This is a genomic window from Rhizobium sp. BK456, from assembly GCF_014194045.1.
Lineage (GTDB): Bacteria > Pseudomonadota > Alphaproteobacteria > Rhizobiales > Rhizobiaceae > Rhizobium > Rhizobium redzepovicii.
The window spans coordinates 280,379-297,341 of record NZ_JACIAO010000003.1 but is presented as its reverse complement, the minus strand read 5'-3'; the positions used below and the strand labels follow the sequence as shown (position 1 = coordinate 297,341).

The 16,963-nt window shown below is 61.5% G+C and carries 15 protein-coding genes; 13 read left to right on the top strand and 2 right to left on the bottom strand.

What is annotated here, in order from left to right; genetic code table 11:
- Positions 1-74 precede the first annotated feature (74 nt).
- The 12 genes from tsf (at position 75) to lpxB (ending at position 12,198) form a co-directional block, all read left to right on the top strand.
- A complete protein-coding gene (gene tsf / locus FHX03_RS11025) occupies positions 75-1,001 on the top strand; it encodes a translation elongation factor Ts (RefSeq protein ID WP_097625356.1) in 927 nt (308 codons plus the stop codon).
- 96 nt (positions 1,002-1,097) lie between these two features.
- Positions 1,098-1,820: a UMP kinase gene (gene pyrH, locus FHX03_RS11020; RefSeq protein ID WP_003573378.1), complete on the top strand. Its 723-nt coding sequence runs from the start codon at positions 1,098-1,100 to the stop codon at positions 1,818-1,820.
- Positions 1,821-1,883: 63 nt separating this feature from the next.
- Positions 1,884-2,444, top strand: coding sequence for a ribosome recycling factor (gene frr, locus FHX03_RS11015; RefSeq protein WP_097625357.1), 561 nt, complete (start codon positions 1,884-1,886; stop codon positions 2,442-2,444).
- Between the two features lie 37 nt (positions 2,445-2,481).
- On the top strand, positions 2,482-3,225 hold the full coding sequence (locus FHX03_RS11010) for an isoprenyl transferase (RefSeq protein WP_003586675.1): 744 nt from the start codon (positions 2,482-2,484) through the stop codon (positions 3,223-3,225).
- On the top strand, positions 3,225-4,055 hold the full coding sequence (locus FHX03_RS11005) for a phosphatidate cytidylyltransferase (protein WP_003586673.1): 831 nt from the start codon (positions 3,225-3,227) through the stop codon (positions 4,053-4,055). The genes FHX03_RS11010 and FHX03_RS11005 overlap by 1 nt, the downstream gene beginning before the upstream one ends.
- Before the next feature lie 37 nt (positions 4,056-4,092).
- Positions 4,093-5,211, top strand: coding sequence for an RIP metalloprotease RseP (gene rseP, locus FHX03_RS11000; protein ID WP_210298513.1), 1,119 nt, complete (start codon positions 4,093-4,095; stop codon positions 5,209-5,211).
- Positions 5,212-5,414: 203 nt separating this feature from the next.
- On the top strand, positions 5,415-7,754 hold the full coding sequence (gene bamA / locus FHX03_RS10995) for an outer membrane protein assembly factor BamA (protein WP_183853623.1): 2,340 nt from the start codon (positions 5,415-5,417) through the stop codon (positions 7,752-7,754).
- 50 nt (positions 7,755-7,804) lie between these two features.
- Entirely contained in the window at positions 7,805-8,872 is a 1,068-nt protein-coding gene (gene lpxD / locus FHX03_RS10990) for a UDP-3-O-(3-hydroxymyristoyl)glucosamine N-acyltransferase (protein ID WP_183853621.1), read from the top strand.
- On the top strand, positions 8,865-9,332 hold the full coding sequence (gene fabZ, locus FHX03_RS10985) for a 3-hydroxyacyl-ACP dehydratase FabZ (RefSeq protein WP_097625360.1): 468 nt from the start codon (positions 8,865-8,867) through the stop codon (positions 9,330-9,332). Before lpxD ends, fabZ begins: the two co-directional genes overlap by 8 nt.
- The gene (lpxA, locus tag FHX03_RS10980) at positions 9,329-10,147 is read left to right on the top strand and encodes an acyl-ACP--UDP-N-acetylglucosamine O-acyltransferase (protein WP_003586666.1); all 819 of its coding nucleotides are present in this window, start codon (positions 9,329-9,331) and stop codon (positions 10,145-10,147) included. The genes fabZ and lpxA overlap by 4 nt, the downstream gene beginning before the upstream one ends.
- A 3-nt stretch (positions 10,148-10,150) precedes the next feature.
- Positions 10,151-11,032, top strand: a complete 882-nt coding sequence (locus tag FHX03_RS10975; protein WP_097625362.1) for an LpxI family protein — start codon at positions 10,151-10,153, stop codon at positions 11,030-11,032.
- Entirely contained in the window at positions 11,029-12,198 is a 1,170-nt protein-coding gene (lpxB, locus tag FHX03_RS10970) for a lipid-A-disaccharide synthase (protein WP_183853619.1), read from the top strand. The genes FHX03_RS10975 and lpxB overlap by 4 nt, the downstream gene beginning before the upstream one ends.
- A 42-nt stretch (positions 12,199-12,240) precedes the next feature.
- Here the strand turns inward: lpxB and gltA are convergent, their stop codons facing one another.
- A complete protein-coding gene (gltA, locus tag FHX03_RS10965; RefSeq protein ID WP_183853617.1) occupies positions 12,241-13,530 on the bottom strand; it encodes a citrate synthase in 1,290 nt (429 codons plus the stop codon).
- A gap of 290 nt (positions 13,531-13,820) precedes the next feature.
- Here gltA and FHX03_RS10960 point away from each other — a divergent pair, with 290 nt between their 5' ends.
- Complete coding sequence (locus tag FHX03_RS10960; RefSeq protein WP_183777724.1) at positions 13,821-16,250, top strand: ComEC/Rec2 family competence protein; 2,430 nt, start codon at positions 13,821-13,823, stop codon at positions 16,248-16,250.
- Here the strand turns inward: FHX03_RS10960 and lexA are convergent.
- Positions 16,231-16,950: a transcriptional repressor LexA gene (lexA, locus tag FHX03_RS10955; RefSeq protein ID WP_097625365.1), complete on the bottom strand. Its 720-nt coding sequence runs from the start codon at positions 16,948-16,950 to the stop codon at positions 16,231-16,233. The genes FHX03_RS10960 and lexA overlap by 20 nt on opposite strands.
- Between the last annotated feature and the right edge of the window lie 13 nt (positions 16,951-16,963).

Sequence of the window (16,963 nt, the reverse complement as noted above, 5' to 3'; positions counted from 1 at the left end):
GGTACATTTCGTGCCTCAATCCGGTGCCGCGCCGCGCTTTGCGGCCCACCGTATGAACCGACAAGAGGAAGCTAATGAGCGAGATTACGGCTGCAATGGTGAAGGAACTGCGCGAAAAGACCGGCGCAGGCATGATGGACTGCAAGAAGGCTCTTGCTGAAACCGGCGGCGACATGGAAGCGGCGATCGACTGGCTGCGCGCCAAGGGCATCGCCAAGGCCGACAAGAAGTCGGGCCGCACCGCTGCCGAAGGCCTCATCGGTGTTTCGAGCCAGGGCACCAAGGCCGTTGTGGTCGAAGTCAATTCCGAAACCGACTTCGTCGCCCGTAACGATGCCTTCCAGGATCTGGTCCGCGGCATCGCCAAGGTTGCCGTCTCCACAAACGGCACCGTCGAGGCCGTTGCGGCTGCGACCTACCCGGCATCCGGCAAGTCCGTTTCCGACACGATCAAGGACGCGATCGCAACGATCGGCGAGAACATGAACCTGCGCCGCTCGGTCGCGCTCTCCGTCGAGGACGGTGTCGTCGCCACCTATATCCACAATGCTGTTTCCGACGGCCTCGGCAAGCTCGGCGTTCTCGTCGCGCTGAAGTCGACCGGCGACAAGGAAGCCCTGAACGCAATCGGCCGCCAGGTCGCCATGCATATCGCTGCGACCGCACCGCTGGCGATCCGCCCCGAGGAAGTCGATGCCGCCGTCGCCGAGCGCGAGCGTAACGTCTTCATCGAGCAGTCGCGCGCTTCCGGCAAGCCGGACAACATCATCGAGAAGATGGTCGATGGCCGCATGCGCAAGTTCTTCGAAGAAGTCGCCCTTCTCTCGCAGGCTTTCGTCATCAATCCGGATCTGACCGTCGCAGCCGCCGTCAAGGAAGCTGAAAAGGCCGTCGGCGCGCCGATCGAAGTTGCCGGCATGGCCCGCCTTCTGCTCGGCGAAGGCGTCGAGAAGGAAGAAACCGATTTCGCAGCCGAAGTTGCGGCTGCCGTCAAGGGTTGATCTTCCAGCCATAATTGGGAAAACAACAGGGGCATCGCGTGACAACGCGGTGCCCTTCGTGTATCGGGCATTCACGGCAATTTACGAGGAGCCAAGATGTCTTTAGAGCCTGTCTATAAACGCGTTCTACTCAAGGCTTCCGGCGAAGCGCTCATGGGTAGCCAGGGTTTCGGGATCGATGTTGCGGTGGCGGACCGCATTGCATCCGATATCGCCGAAGCAAGGCATATGGGCGTGGAAGTCGGCGTCGTCGTCGGTGGCGGCAATATTTTCCGCGGTGTCGCGGTCGCGTCCAAGGGCGGTGACCGGGTCACCGGCGACCACATGGGCATGCTCGGCACCATCATCAATGCGCTGGCGCTGGCGACCTCGCTGCGCAAGCTCAACATCGATACCGTGGTGCTTTCGGCCATCTCCATGCCTGAGATCTGCGAGAGCTTTTCGCAGCGCGCGACCCTCTATCACCTGTCGATGGGACGTGTGGTGATCTTTGCCGGCGGCACCGGCAACCCCTTCTTCACCACCGATTCGGCCGCAGCGCTGCGCGCCGCCGAAATGGGCGCGCAAGCGATCTTCAAGGGCACGCAGGTCGACGGCATCTATACCGCCGACCCGAAGAAATATCCCGATGCGACCCGGCTCGACCGCCTGACGCACCAGGAAGTGCTGGACAGGGGGCTTGCGGTGATGGACGTTGCCGCCGTGGCGCTCGCCCGGGAGAATTCCATTCCGATCATCGTCTTCTCGATCCACGAGAAAGGCGGTTTTGCTGAAATCCTGACGGGCGGTGGCCTCAAGACCATCGTCTCCGACAACTGATATAGACTGCGCCGCCTTTGTCAGGCGCAGCCATCGCGACGCGCTTTATACGGGAGCATCGACATGAGTGAAGGTATCGACATCAAGGAACTGAAGCGCCGCATGGACGGCGCGGTTTCCGCATTCAAGAGCGACATCGCATCGCTGCGCACCGGCCGCGCTTCGGCCAACATCCTCGATCCGGTCACGATCGAGGCCTATGGTTCGCGCATGCCGCTGAACCAGGTCGCCAACATCACCGTGCCCGAGCCGCGCATGCTGTCGGTTTCCGTCTGGGACAAGTCGATGGTCAGCGCCGTCGAGCGCGGCATTCGCGAATCCAATCTCGGCCTCAACCCGATCGTCGACGGCCAGAACCTGCGCATTCCGCTGCCCGAACTGAACGAGGAGCGCCGCAAGTCGCTCGTCAAGGTGGCTCATGATTACGCCGAAAAGAGCAAGGTCGCGATTCGCCATGTACGCCGTGACGGCATGGACGGCCTTAAGAAGGCCGAAAAGGATGGCGTAATCGGCCAGGACGAGGGCAGGGCGCAGTCGGAACGTGTACAGAAGATGACCGACGAGACGATTTCCGAAATCGACCGCTTGCTTGGCGAGAAGGAAAAGGAAATCATGCAGGTCTAGTGGATCTGTGCCTTTGCCTGGAAAGACCGGACGGGAAATGTCGGAATCTGTATTTGTGACTGTGCCAGAGCATGTTGCCATCATCATGGACGGCAATGGCCGTTGGGCCAAGCAGCGCGGCCTGCCGCGTACGATGGGCCATCGCAAGGGCGTCGAGGCGGTCCGCGAGACAGTGCGCGCCGCCGGCGCGGCCGGCATAAAATATCTGACCCTCTTTGCCTTCTCCTCGGAGAACTGGCGCAGGCCGGAGGCCGAGGTCTCCGACCTGCTTGGTCTGCTCAAGGCTTTCATCCGCCGTGACCTTGCCGAGCTTCATCGCCAGAATGTGCGGATCAAGGTGATTGGCGACCGCCACAGCCTGCGCAACGACATTCTCGGCCTGCTGCTCGAGGCGGAGGAAACGACCAAGGACAATACGGCGCTGACGCTGGTCATCGCTTTCAATTACGGCTCGCGCGACGAGATCTCGCGGGCTGTGGTCAGCCTGGCGAGAGACGTCGAGGCCGGCCGCCTGAGAGCGCAGGATATCACGCCATCGCTGATCAACGCCCGTCTCGATACGGCCGGTATCCCCGATCCGGACCTCATCATCCGCACCAGCGGCGAGGAGCGGCTTTCCAACTTCCTCCTCTGGCAGGCCGCCTATTCGGAATTCATCTTCGTTCCGGAGTATTGGCCGGATTTCAGCCCCGAGATCTTCCGCTCGGCGCTGGAGAAATTCGCCTCCCGCGACCGGCGCTTCGGCGGCCTGTCGTCGCAGGCAGCCGCGGTCGGCACCTGATGCAGCAGGAATTGAAGCTTCGCATCGTTTCAGGCCTGATTCTTGCGGTGATCGTTCTTGCCGCCACATGGTATGGCGGGTTTGCCTTCCGCATCCTGGCGGCCGTGATCGGCCTGCTGATCTATTATGAATGGTCGACAATAACCGGCGTCGCGCGTGATTGGGTCGCCAATGCCGTCGGCTGGATCGGCCAGGCGGCGATTGCTTTCCTCGTGCTTGTCGGCAATTTCGAATTCGCCGCCGGTATGCTGGCCGGCGTCACCGCCGTCGGCATAGCGCTGATCATCCTGCACGGCACCAGCCGATGGTTGCCCGTGGGCCTGTTTTATGCCGGTGCCACGGGCCTCGCGCTCGCCGCGATCAGAAGCGATGACCGGCCCGGCCTTTATGCCATGCTCTTCGTCTTTGCCGTCGTCTGGGCAACCGACATCCTTGCTTATTTCGTCGGCAGGGCGCTTGGCGGGCCGAAGCTTGCCCCTTCGATCTCGCCTGGAAAGACATGGTCGGGGGCAATCGGCGGCGCCGTTTCGGCGGTCGTAGCCGGCGTCGTTCTTATCCACTTTCTCCTTCCAGGCACGGAAATCATCGCTGCCGTCGCAGCCCTCGTTCTCTCGGTTTGCAGCCAGTCGGGAGATCTGTTCGAATCGTTCATCAAGCGGAAATTCGGCGTCAAGGATTCAAGCCGTCTCATTCCTGGTCATGGCGGCGTCATGGACCGTGTCGACGGACTGATTTTCGCCTGTTTTTCGGCGTTCTTGCTAGCTGGATTATTTTCCCTGATAAAGGGGACTGCGATGACGTCGCTCGGCGCGGCCTTGTTCGGCCTTTGATGACGCGGCAGCCTGACGGAAGGAACTGATAGAAGTGATGGCCGATATATACGCATTCCTGATGGGGAATATCGTCACCTTCATCCTCGTGCTCTCGCTGCTCGTCTTCGTGCACGAGATGGGCCACTACCTCGTCGGACGCTGGAGCGGCATCCGCATCCTTGCCTTCTCAGTCGGTTTCGGTCCGGAGATATTCGGCTTCACCGACCGCCATGGAACGCGTTGGAAGATCTCGGTGATCCCGCTTGGCGGTTACGTCCGTTTCTTCGGAGACGAGGACGCCTCGAGCAAGCCCGACAGCGACAAGATCGCGGCCATGTCCGAAGAGGACAGGGCGCGCTCCTTTGCCGGAGCAAAATTGTGGAAACGTGCAGCAACGGTCGCAGCTGGCCCGATCGCCAATTTCCTGCTGGCCATCGCTATTTTCACCCTTCTTTTCTCGGTCTACGGCCGCTCGGTCGCCGATCCCGTCGTTTCCGAAGTTAAGCCGGAGGGCGTGGCGGCTGCCGCCGGCATCCTCCCCGGCGATCTGCTGGTCGCCATCGACGGCGGCAAGGTCGAGACCTTCGACGATGTGCGCCGCTATGTCGCCATCCGCCCGAGTCAGGAGATCGTCGTCACCGTCGAGCGCGGCGGCCAGAAGCTGGATTTGCCGATGGTGCCGCAGCGCGTCGACATGACCGACCAGTTCGGCAACAAGATCGAGGTCGGCCAGATCGGCATCGTGACCAGCAAGGAGGTCGGCAATTTCCGCCTGCAGACCTACACACCGCTCCAGGCGCTGCGCGAAAGTGTGATCGAGACCCGGGATATCGTCACCGGCACCTTCAAATATATCGGCAATATTTTCCGCGGAACGATGCGGGCCGATCAACTAGGCGGCCCGATCCGCGTGGCGCAAGCTTCGGGCCAGATGGCGAAGCTTGGAATAGGGGCAGTGTTGCAGCTTGCCGCCATGCTTTCAGTTTCGATAGGATTGCTTAACCTGATGCCGGTTCCGGTACTTGATGGCGGCCACCTGATGTTCTATGCGGTGGAAGCGGTCAGAGGAAAACCGCTGGGCGCCAAGACCCAGGAAATCGCATTTCGCATTGGCTTGGCCATGATACTAACATTGATGGTTTTCACGACCTGGAACGACATTGGCGCGAGCTAAGGGTAAACGCGCGAAGCAGGGGAATTACTATTTATTTACGATGTTTCAAGGCTGTAGTGGCGAATGGGTCACGCTTCGAAATGAAGTAAACAGAAATTAACGACCTCCCTTGCTTGTATGTCAAAAGCGGGTAAAACGACACACGTGACCGGAATCGGGTTTTCCTGAGGCCGGGGACGAGGGAAAAAAAGGTAATAGGTGAAATGAAGGCTGGTTCAAAGTTTTTGAACGCAGTATCGGCGGTTGCGCTGTCTGCTAGTGTTGTTGCTTCGGGCGCAGGTGCTTTGACGTTCGTTTCCGCTACCGCCGCCGAGGCTGCGGTCATCCAGCGCATTGATGTGCGCGGCGCAAGCCGCGTCGGCGCGGAAGCGGTCCGGTCGAACCTCACCATCGCTCCCGGAAAGAGCTTTTCGAACACCGATATCGATGAATCGGTCAAGCAGCTCTACGGGACGGGTTACTTCTCCGACGTGAAGATCTCGGTCTCCGGAAGCACGCTTGTCGTCAACGTCCAGGAAGCCCAGCTCGTCAACCAGGTCGTCTTCAACGGCAATCGCAAGATCAAGGATGACAAGCTCGCGACCATCGTCCAGACGCATGCCGCAGGCCCCTACAGCGACACCCAGATCCAGTCCGACATCCAGTCGATCAAGGAAGCTTACGCCGCCACCGGCCGCAGCGAAGTCGAAGTCACGACGCAGGTGGTGCCGCTCGGCGAAGGCCGCGTGAACCTTGCCTTCGTCATCAACGAAGGCGATCGCACCAAGATCGATTCGATCAATTTCGTCGGCAACAATGCCTACAGCGCCGGCCGCCTGGCTGCTGTCATCAACACCAAGCGTTCGAACTTCCTGTCGTTCCTGACCCGCAAGGACGTCTATAACGAAGACAAGCTGCACGCCGACGAAGAAGCGCTGCGCCAGTTCTATTACAATCGCGGCTATGCCGACATGCGCATCGTCTCTTCCGATGCCACCTTCGACGATGCGACCAACAAATACACGCTCACCTTCAACATCGAGGAAGGCCAGCGTTACGACTTCGGGCCGGTGACCGTCCAGTCGACCGTCGAAGGCGTCGGTTCCGAGCAGTTGCAGCCGCTCGTGCGCACCCATGAAGGTCATGTCTACAACGCCAAGGAAGTGCAGAAGTCGATTGAGGCGATCTCCGATCAGGTCGCGTCTGCCGGTTATCCTTTTGCGCGCGTCACGCCGCGCGGTAACCGCGACCTCAACAACAATACGATCGGTGTCGAATATCTGGTCGACCAGGGCGAGCGCGCCTATGTCGAGCGTATCGAAATCCGCGGCAACAGCCGCACGCGCGACTACGTCATCCGCCGCGAATTCGATATGAGCGAAGGCGACGCCTTCAACCAGCAGATGATCACCAAGGCCAAGCGCCGCCTCGAAGCGCTCGGTTACTTCTCGTCCGTCAACATTTCAACCCAGCCGGGCAGCTCGCCGGATCGTGTCGTGGTGGTCGTCGACGTGCAGGATCAGTCGACAGGTTCGTTCGGTGTCGGCGCCGGTTATGCCGCCGGCGGTGACGGCCTGCTGCTTGAAGCGTCCATCGAAGAAAAGAACTTCCTCGGCCGCGGTCAGTATATCCGCATCTCGGCCGGCGGCGGTCAGGAAGGTTCGCGCGCCTACGGCGTCAGCTTCACCGAGCCCTATTTCCTCGGTTATCGTCTGGCCGCAGGCTTCGACGTCAACCACAGCGAGACGTCGAGCAATGACAACTACGACTATGAGGAAACCAGCGTCGTTCTGCGCGTCACCGCGCCGATCACCGAAGACCTGGCGACGACTTTCCGCTATAACTACAAGCAGATGAAGTATGACGCGGACAGCAGCGATCTTTCCGATCTGTCAGCTCCGTATCAGCACCTCGTTGAAGACAGCCCGTGGACGCGCTCTTCGATCTCGCAGACGCTGACCTATAACACGCTTGATGACACCGTCCTGCCGCGTGAAGGCATCTATGCGACGGCGACGCAGGAACTGGCTGGCCTCGGCGGCGACTCGCAGTTCTATAAGATCTACGGCAAGGCCCGTTATTACCGTCTGCTCGCTGACGATGCCGATATCATCGGCTCGGTTTCTGCTTCGGCGGGTTATGTCATCGGCCTCGGCGACCATCTGAATGTCTTCGATCAGTTCACCCTGACCAACGGCGATATTCGTGGCTTTGAAAACAAGGGCATCGGCCCGCGCGTTTCCGGCACCAACGATGATCCTCTGGGTGGTACGACGTATTTCACCGCATCGGCCGAAGCGACCTTCCCGATGCCGGGCTTCCCGCGTGACTTCAACCTGCGCGGCGCGGTCTTCGCCGATGCCGGCACGCTGTTCGGCAATGACGTTGACCTGAGGGGCGACGGCATTGATGGTGAAGAGGCCTCTCTGCGCGCTTCCGTCGGCGTCGGTGTCGTCTGGCAGTCTCCCTTCGGTTCATTACGCCTGGATTACGCGATCCCGGTTCTCAAGGAAGACTTCGACAAGACGCAGAACTTCAAGTTTGGCATCAACAACCAATTCTGATATCGGCAGTCCGGAACTGTAAGACTCAATTCCGTTCTGGAGCATTGCCGATGGAGCAAAACGTTTTTTTTCTGCCCCATGAAGGTCTGAAGCTCGCTGAGCTGGCAGAGTTTCTTGGGGCGGAACTTCCCAATTCCGACCATGCCGACATCGTCGTCCGATCCGTGGCCCCAATCAACCGGGCGCGGGCGGGTGATGTCTGTTATATCCTGTCGCGCCGCAGCCGCGATGAGCTGGCGACATGCGAAGCCTCGGCGGTGATCTGCGACAGGGCGCTGGCCGATCTCGTCCCCCCGCATATCCCCATCATCCTGTCGTCCAATCCGCACGCGGCCTTTGCGATGGCAGGCGGACTGTTTTATCCGGCAGCATTGCGTCCGGTCGCCATTTCGCCGGGTGAAAGCGAGATTGCGCCGAGCGCGGTGATCGATCCGAGCGCCAGGCTGGAAAAAGGTGTGATCGTCGAGCCCCTGGCGGTTATCGGCGCGCATGCCGAAATCGGCGAAGGCACGCGCATCGGCGCCCACAGTGTCATAGGCCCGAATGTCAAGATTGGCCGCGATTGTTCGATTGCAGCCGGCGCCAGCATTCTCTGCGCGCTGATCGGCAACGGCGTCATCATCCATAACGGCGTCCGCATCGGTCAGGATGGTTTCGGCTATGCGCCAGGTCCGCGCGGCATGATCAAGATCGTCCAGATCGGCCGGGTGATCATCCAGGACAACGTCGAGATCGGGGCCAATACCACGATCGACCGCGGCGCCATGGACGATACGGTGATCGGTGAGGGGACCAAGATCGACAACCAGGTCCAGATCGGCCACAACGTCCAGATGGGCCGCCATTGCGCCATTGTCGCGCAGGTCGGCATCGCGGGCAGCACGAAGATCGGCAATGGCGTGCAGATCGGCGGCCAGGCCGGCATCAAGGGGCATGTAACGATCGGCGACGGCGTGCAGATCGCGGCCAAAAGCGGTATCATGACCGATCTTGCCGCCGGCGGGCAATATGGCGGTGTACCGGCCCGTCCGCTAAAAGACTATCTGAGAGAGGCCGCACAACAAGTGTCGAAGTCCAAGTTGCGCGGTCGGAACCCTGGAGGCAAGGAAAATGACTGAAGAAGCCACGACAACGCTTTCTTCGGCGGACATCATCGAGATCATGAAGCTGCTGCCGCATCGTTACCCCTTCCTCATGGTCGACAAGATCATCCAGATCGACGGCGACAACTCGGCGATCGGCATCAAGAATGTCACGGTGAACGAACCGCATTTTACCGGCCATTTTCCGGAAGCTCCGATCATGCCGGGCGTGCTTTTGATCGAGGGCATGGCGCAGACCGCGGGTGCGATCTGTGCCAAGAAGGAAGGCCAGCCCGGCAACCTCGTCTACTTCATGACCATCGAGAATGCCCGTTTCCGCAAGCCTGTCGTTCCTGGAGACCGCGTCGAATTCCATGTCGCCAAGCACAAGCAGCGCGGCAATATCTGGAAATTCCATTGCGACGCCAAGGTTGACGGCGCCCTGGTCGCCGAAGCCGATATCGGAGCAATGATCGTTCGTAAGGAACAGGCATGAGCACTATTGCCGAAAGCGCCCGCATTCATCCGATGGCTGTCGTCGAAGACGGGGCTGTGATCGGTGAGGGCGTCAAGATCGGTCCCTTCTGCCATGTCGGGCCGCACGTCGTCCTGCATGAAAATGTCGAGCTCTTGTCGCATGCTATTGTCACCGGCCGCACCGTGATCGGCAAGGGCACGCGCATCTTTCCGATGGCCGTCATCGGCGGCGATCCGCAGAGCGTGCATCACGGCGGCGAGGAGACGACGCTTTCGGTTGGCGCCAACTGCACGATGCGCGAAGGTGTGACGATGAACACCGGCACGGCCGATTTCGGCGGCCAGACGATCGTCGGCGACAACAACCTCTTCCTTGCCAATTCCCATGTCGCGCATGACTGCAAGGTCGGCAATCACGTGATCATGTCGAACAATGTCATGCTCGCCGGCCATGTCGTCATCGAGGATCGCGTCATTCTGGGCGGCGGCTCGGCCGTTCACCAATTCACCCGTGTCGGCCGTCAGGCCTTCGTCGGCGGGCTTTCGGCAGTGAGTTACGACGTCATTCCCTACGGTATGCTGAACGGCAATCCCGGTCTGCTGAGCGGCCTGAATGTCGTCGGCATGACCCGCGCCGGCGTCGACCGCGCCGTCATCCACAGGGTACGCCGCGCCTATAAGTCGATCTTCGAAGGAACGGGCTCCGTCCGCGAAAACGCCGCCGCCATCCGCGACGAATATGCCGATTGCGAGCAGGCGGTCCAGATCCTCGATTTCATCGCCGCCGACAGCGATCGCGCTCTGTCCTCGCCGACCCGGGGGCAGAAGGGCTGATCCGTGGCTTTATCAGGCGACACCGCTGCGGGCCGGCTGGCGATCATTGCCGGCGGCGGTCTTCTGCCTTCTTATGTCGCCGAAGCCGCGCGTGCGGCGGGTGAAAATCCCGTCATCGTCGCCCTGAAGGATGAAAGCGACCGGCGCTGGGAAGACTATGATCACGCCGTCATCGGCATCGGCGATTTCGCAGCTCTTGATGGGTTGCTCAGCCGTTATGGTGTCGGCCGTGTCGTGATGTCGGGCAGCGTCGCCCGCCGACCGGAATGGCGCGAGGTGCGTCCGACACTGCGCATTCTGATGAAAGTGCCGGCCGCCATCCGCACACTGCTCTCCGGCGGCGACGACACGGTTCTGCAGATGGTGATCCGGCTGATTGAGGGGAACGGCCGCCGGGTTGTCGGCGCCCATGAAATTGCTCCGGATCTGCTTGCCTCTGTTGGTGCGCTTGGCGCGACGACGCCTAGTGAGGAAGACCGGCGCGATATCCGCCGCGCCGCCGAAGCCGCGGACATGCTCGGTCGGCTGGATGTCGGGCAGGGTGCTATCAGCATCGGCGGCCGTGTCGTGGCACTCGAGGGGCTCGAGGGTACGGATGAGATGCTGGACCGTGTCGCGGGTCTCAGAGCCGCCGGGCGCATCTCGCCGCGGCGCCGCGGCGCGCTCGTCAAGCTCTGCAAGCCGCAGCAGGATATCCGCGCCGACCTGCCGGCGATCGGCGTTTCCACGATCCTGAACGCAAAAAAAGCCGGTCTCGGCGGCATCGCGGTAGAGGCCGGCCGCTCGCTGGTGCTCGATCGCGCCGCCGTCATCAAGGCCGCCGATGAGGCAGGGCTTTTCGTCTGCGGCATCGATCGCGGGCTGCCGGCATGGGGGCTCGAATGAACGGGGCGCCGCTGAAGATCGCCGTCATTGCCGGCGAGGTATCGGGTGATCTGCTCGGCGCCGATCTCGTCGCCGCCCTGAAGCGGGTCCACACCGGGCCGGTGGAACTTGTCGGCGTCGGCGGCGAGGGGCTGCAGGCCGAGGGCTTGCGATCCCTGTTCGATTTCTCCGAGTTGTCGATCATGGGCATCACCCAGGTGCTGAGCCGGCTGCCGAAGCTGTATACGCTGATCCGCCGGACGACCGCTGCCATCGTCGCTGCAAGGCCCGACATTCTCCTCATCATCGACAGCCCGGATTTCACCCATCGCGTCGCAAAGCGCGTCCGCACCGCGCTGCCCGATCTGCCTGTCGTCAATTACGTCTGTCCGAGCGTCTGGGCCTGGAAAGAATATCGCGCCACGCGCATGCTCGCCTATGTCGATCATGTGCTCGCCGTCCTGCCCTTCGAACCGGCGGCGATGCAGCGCCTTGGCGGGCCGGCAACCACCTATGTCGGCCATCGCCTGACCGCCGACCCGGCGCTCTTGGAGACCCGGCGCCGGCGCGCCGACAGGCAGCCCGGCAACGACGCGATCCTGCTTCTGCCCGGCTCACGCTCCTCGGAAATCCAGAAGCTCCTGCCCCATTTCGAGGTGGCGGCAAGCGAACTTGTCGCCCGCAATGGGCCGACGCGCTTTGTTCTGCCGACGGTGACGCACAGGCAAGCGCTTGTCCGCCAACTGACGGCGGGATGGGCGGTCAAGCCGGAGATCGTTGTCGGCGCTGAAGCTAAATGGAAGGCATTCGCTGAAGCCGATGCGGCGATGGCGGCATCGGGAACCGTCATTCTTGAACTGGCGCTTGCCGATGTTCCTGTCGTCTCCGCCTACAAGGTCGACTGGATCATGCGTCTGCTGACGTCAAGCATCAAGACTTGGACTGGCGCACTGCCGAACCTGATTGCCGATTACGCCGTCGTCCCGGAATATCTGAACGACGTCGTTCGCGGGGCAAGCCTCGCCCGCTGGATGGAAAGGCTGTCGGCTGACACCTACCAGCTTAAGGCGATGAAGGAAGGCTATAATCTCATCTGGCAGCGCATGCAGACGGAAAAACCACCAGGCGAACATGCCGCCGAAATCCTGCTCGACGTGCTGGACAAGAAAAAACCCGGTCGTCTCTGACCGGGTTTTCTCCTTTTCGGGCCGATATGTTGGCCGAAGCGATCAGCGCTTCGAAACCGGGATGTAGTCGCGCTTCGGTTCGCCGACATAGAGCTGGCGCGGGCGGCCGATGCGCTGCTCCGGATCCTCGATCATCTCGTTCCACTGGGCGATCCAGCCGACGGTGCGGGCAAGCGCGAAGAGCACGGTGAACATGGTCGTGGGGAAGCCCAGCGCCTTCAGCGTGATGCCGGAATAGAAGTCGATGTTCGGATAGAGCTTCTTTTCGATGAAATATTCGTCGGTGAGCGCGATGCGCTCCAGCTCCATCGCCACCTCGAGCAACGGATCATCCTTGATGCCGAGTTCGCCGAGCACTTCATGCGTCGTCTTCTGCATGATCTTGGCACGCGGATCGTAGTTCTTGTAGACGCGGTGACCGAAGCCCATCAGGCGGAACGGATCGTTCTTGTCCTTGGCGCGGGCAATATATTCCGGAATGTGGTCGACCGAGCCGATCTCATTCAGCATGTTGAGCGCTGCTTCGTTGGCGCCGCCATGGGCCGGGCCCCAGAGGCAGGCGATGCCGGCCGCGATGCAGGCGAACGGGTTGGCGCCCGACGAGCCGGCGAGACGGACGGTCGAGGTCGAGGCGTTCTGTTCATGATCAGCATGCAGGATGAAGATGCGGTCCATGGCGCGGGCGAGCACCGGGTTAACCACGTATTCTTCGCAAGGCACAGCAAAGCACATGCGCAGGAAGTTAGAGGCGTAGTCGAGATCGTTCTTCGGATAAACGAAAGGCTGGCCGATATGGTACTTGTAGGCCATCGCGGCAAGCGTCGGCATCTTGGCGATCATACGCAGGCTGGCGACCATGCGCTGGTGCGGATCGGTGATGTCGGTGGAGTCGTGATAGAAAGCCGACAGGGCGCCGACGCAGCCGCACATGACGGCCATCGGATGCGCATCGCGGCGGAAGCCGGTGAAGAAGCGGCTCATCTGCTCGTGCACCATGGTGTGGTGCGTGACGCGATAATCGAAATCCTTCTTCTGCGCGGTGGTCGGCAGTTCACCGTAGAGAAGCAGGTAGCACACTTCGAGGAAGTCGCCATGCTCGGCCAGCTGCTCGATCGGATAGCCGCGGTGCAGCAGCACACCTTCGTCGCCGTCGATGTAGGTGATCTTGGATTCACAAGATGCGGTCGAGGTAAAACCCGGATCGTAAGTGAAGGAAGCGGTGTTCTTATAGAGAGCACCGATATCGATGACGCTCGGGCCGATCGTGCCGTTCTTGACGGCTAGGTCGACAGATTTGTCACCGATTTTTATTGTAGCGCTTTGATCCGTCATACTGATCCTCCGAAATGGCGGTGGCGCCATAAAAGCGCCATAGGGGTTAAGCGTCCTCACCGATAGCTATATGATCGCGAAGCTAATGCCAAGTTACCGTGACGGCATTTTGTGCATTGCGGCATCACCTTTTAGGCACTGCAGCGATGAGCTGCGCGCATACCGGAAGCCAATGATTCGACTGCTCTTTTGGCGGTGGCGATTTTCGCTCATATTTCAATCGATTATTCTTGCTCGTTTTGATTGAAGGTTGCATTCTGCCCGCAGGCGCGGGTGATCTTGGGCGGGGCATGGAGGAATTGACGACAGTCGAATTGCGGCCGGAAGCGGGCGCCGGCCTGGCCGATTCCCCAGGTTTTGCCGCGCCCGCGGTGGTGAAACGGTCGGCAAGGACCCAGTCCGCGATGCCGTTGCGCCACCGGCTGCCGGCCGCGGCCTCGCAATCGCTGCGTGCCGGAATCCGCATGCTGGGCGAGGAGGCCGACCATGGCCGACTGCTGCTGTTCTCGCCGGTCTTCCTCGGCGCCGGGGCGGCCTTCTGGTTTCTCGCGCCATGGGATTTTCCCCTCGTCGCGTCGCTTCTCTGCCTAGCGATGCCGGCGGTCGTGGTTCTCGTCGCCGGCCCCAGCCGGCCGGTGCTGCAGGCCAGCTTCCTGGCGTTGGCGCTTTTCGCCTGCGGCATGCTCTCAGCACAATTCGAGAGCTGGAGGGCTTCGACCGTGATCCTCGATTCATCCGTGACGACGACGGTGACCGGCCGTGTCGAACGGCGGGAAGGCGATGGACGTGGGCGTTGGCGCTACATCCTTGCCGTCACCGGCACGGAGGCGCCGGAGCTGAAGCGGCGGCCGGGGCGCATCACCGCGATCGTCCGCGGCGCCGATACGCCTTTCGAGATCGGTGACATCATCACCGGCAGGGCGCGGCTGACGCCTCCGGCAGGCCCAGCGCTGCCTGAACTCAACGATTTCTCCTTCAGTGCCTATTTCGACGGCATCGGTGCCAACGGCTTCTTCTATGGCGCTCCGGAGAGGGATTTGGGGGCGGGCCCGCAGGGTGCAATGTCGACGTCGGAAGCAATGCTCGAATGGCTTTACCGGCTGCGCAGCGGTATCGGCGATCGCATTCGATCGATCCTGCCCGGCGATACGGGCGCTTTTGCCGCTGCTCTGGTGACCGACGAGCGGCGCGCCATCTCGAATGCGACGACGGAGGCGCTGCGCCAGTCCGGCCTTGCTCATATCGTCGCGATCTCGGGCCTCAACATGGCGTTGTCGGCCGGCATCTTCTTCGTCGGCTTCCGGATGCTGCTCAGCCTCTTTCCAGGTGCTGCCCAGGCCTATCCGACCAAGAAGATCGCCGCAGCAGGCGCGCTCATCGCCGTCACCGCTTACTACCTGATCTCCGGCTTCGGGGTCTCGGCTGAACGCGCCTTTATCATGATGGCCATCATGCTGATTGCCGTCTTCTTCGATCGGCCGTCGATCAGCCTGCGCAATGTCGTGCTCTCGGCCCTCGTCATCATCGCCATTTCGCCCTCCGAAGTCCTGGGCCCGAGCTTCCAGATGTCCTTTGCCGCGACATTGGCGCTGGTATCGGGTTATCAGTTGTGGAAGGAGCGGCGCATTCGCGAAAACGCTTTGCTGAGGCTGCCGGTCTTCCGGCCGCTCGTTGCGGTCGCCGGTTTCTTCGGCGGCGTCTTCCTGACTTCGCTGATCGGCGGTTTTTCCACGGCGCTGTTTTCGATCGAACATTTTCATCGCCTGACCGCTTACGGCCTGCCGGCAAACCTCGCGACGATGCCGATCATCTCCTTCATCGTGATGCCGGCCGGGCTGCTGGCGATGTTGCTCATGCCGTTCGGTCTGGACGCTCCGCTCTGGAAGGTGGTCGGCTTCGGCCTTGATCTGGTGATCGCGGTCGCCAAGACAGTGTCCGGCTGGGGCGGCGATATCGGCGTCGGCCGCTTGCCCGCCTGGTATTTCGCCATCGCCGTGGCAGGCTTCCTGCTGCTGACGCTGCTCCGCACCCGGCTGCGCCATGCCGGCTCAGCAATCCTCGCCGTTTCGACCTTCATTCTGTTGATTCTGCCGGTTTCCCGGCCGCCGGATCTGGTGATTTCGGAGGATGGCGGTCTGGTCGCGCTCGTCGAGACCGCGGCAATGGCTTCCAATCGTGAAAACCCGCCGGATTTCATCTTCGACCAGTGGCAAAGAGCGCTGGTCCTGCCGACGCATCACCCGCCGAAGATGCTGGGTGGCCCCGCTATCCCGCCGGAGGGGGAAGACCGACGCGTCAGGCTTTCCCGCGAGCAACAGAATGAAGCAAGGACAGCGATGCGGGGGGCCGCCGCGGGCGGTGAAACAAACCGCTTCTCCTGCGTCAAAAAGGCCTGGTGCATATCAAGGCTTGGCAATGGCCGTGTGGTAAGCATCATCGACAATGCCGCTTATCTCGGCCCGGCCTGCGATGCAGCCGATATCGTCGTGACGCCGGTCCGCCTGCGTTTCAACAGCTGCCGCTCAGGCGCGACGCTCTTCACCGGTGAGACGCTGCGCAAGACCGGTTCCCTCGAGCTGCGCTTCGCAGATACCGGCCTGGAGGTCGCAACCGCATTCGAAACGCTGTCGCGGCCATGGATGCGCCAGCGCGCCTATGACTGGCGCAGCAACAGTTTTACCGAATCCGGCCTGTCCAGTGTCAGTGATAGCGGCGAATGAGGCCGACGAGCTTGCCCTGCACCTTGACGCGGTCGGGCCCAAAGATCCGGGTCTCGTAAGCCGGGTTGGCCGCCTCAAGCGCGATCGAGGCGCCCTTGCGGCGGAAGCGCTTCAGCGTCGCTTCCTCGTCATCGACGAGGGCAACGACGATGTCGCCGGGGCTTGCGGTGCTGCCGTTGCGGATGATCACCGTGTCGCCGTCGAAGATGCCGGCGTCGATCATCGAATCGCCCTTCACCTCCAGCGCATAATGTTCACCGGAGCCGAGCATGTCGGCGGGAACGACGATGTCGTGGGTATTGTTCTGGATTGCCGATATCGGAACACCGGCAGCGATTCGGCCCATGACCGGCACCGAGACCGAGTTGCCGTTGTCGGCGACGGGTTTTACAGGCGCGGGGGCGGCGACCGGCTGGGGCTTGCCGAGGCTGCCCTCGATGACGCTCGGCGAAAAGCCGCGCCGGGGCTGGATGCTGGGACTATAGGCTTCGGGAAGCTTGATGACCTCGAGCGCCCTGGCGCGGTTCGGTAGGCGGCGAATGAAACCGCGTTCTTCGAGCGCTGTAATCAGGCGATGAATGCCGGATTTGGAGGCCAGATCCAGGGCATCCTTCATCTCGTCGAAAGATGGCGGAACGCCGGATTCCTTCATGCGCTCATGAATGAAAAGGAGAAGCTCCTGTTGTTTGCGCGTGAGCATCGGCGTGTGACCC

Bases quoted from the DNA above. Each gene is read 5' to 3' on its own strand.
- tsf (WP_097625356.1), top strand. From the start codon at position 75: ATGAGCGAGATTACGGCTGCAATGGTGAAGGAACTGCGCGAAAAGACC.
- pyrH (WP_003573378.1), top strand. From the start codon at position 1,098: ATGTCTTTAGAGCCTGTCTATAAACGCGTTCTACTCAAGGCTTCCGGC.
- frr (WP_097625357.1), top strand. From the start codon at position 1,884: ATGAGTGAAGGTATCGACATCAAGGAACTGAAGCGCCGCATGGACGGC.
- FHX03_RS11010 (WP_003586675.1), top strand. From the start codon at position 2,482: ATGTCGGAATCTGTATTTGTGACTGTGCCAGAGCATGTTGCCATCATC.
- FHX03_RS11005 (WP_003586673.1), top strand. From the start codon at position 3,225: ATGCAGCAGGAATTGAAGCTTCGCATCGTTTCAGGCCTGATTCTTGCG.
- rseP (WP_210298513.1), top strand. From the start codon at position 4,093: ATGGCCGATATATACGCATTCCTGATGGGGAATATCGTCACCTTCATC.
- bamA (WP_183853623.1), top strand. From the start codon at position 5,415: ATGAAGGCTGGTTCAAAGTTTTTGAACGCAGTATCGGCGGTTGCGCTG.
- lpxD (WP_183853621.1), top strand. From the start codon at position 7,805: ATGGAGCAAAACGTTTTTTTTCTGCCCCATGAAGGTCTGAAGCTCGCT.
- fabZ (WP_097625360.1), top strand. From the start codon at position 8,865: ATGACTGAAGAAGCCACGACAACGCTTTCTTCGGCGGACATCATCGAG.
- lpxA (WP_003586666.1), top strand. From the start codon at position 9,329: ATGAGCACTATTGCCGAAAGCGCCCGCATTCATCCGATGGCTGTCGTC.
- lpxB (WP_183853619.1), top strand. From the start codon at position 11,029: ATGAACGGGGCGCCGCTGAAGATCGCCGTCATTGCCGGCGAGGTATCG.
- gltA (WP_183853617.1), bottom strand. From the start codon at position 13,530: ATGACGGATCAAAGCGCTACAATAAAAATCGGTGACAAATCTGTCGAC.
- FHX03_RS10960 (WP_183777724.1), top strand. From the start codon at position 13,821: ATGGAGGAATTGACGACAGTCGAATTGCGGCCGGAAGCGGGCGCCGGC.
- lexA (WP_097625365.1), bottom strand. From the start codon at position 16,950: ATGCTCACGCGCAAACAACAGGAGCTTCTCCTTTTCATTCATGAGCGC.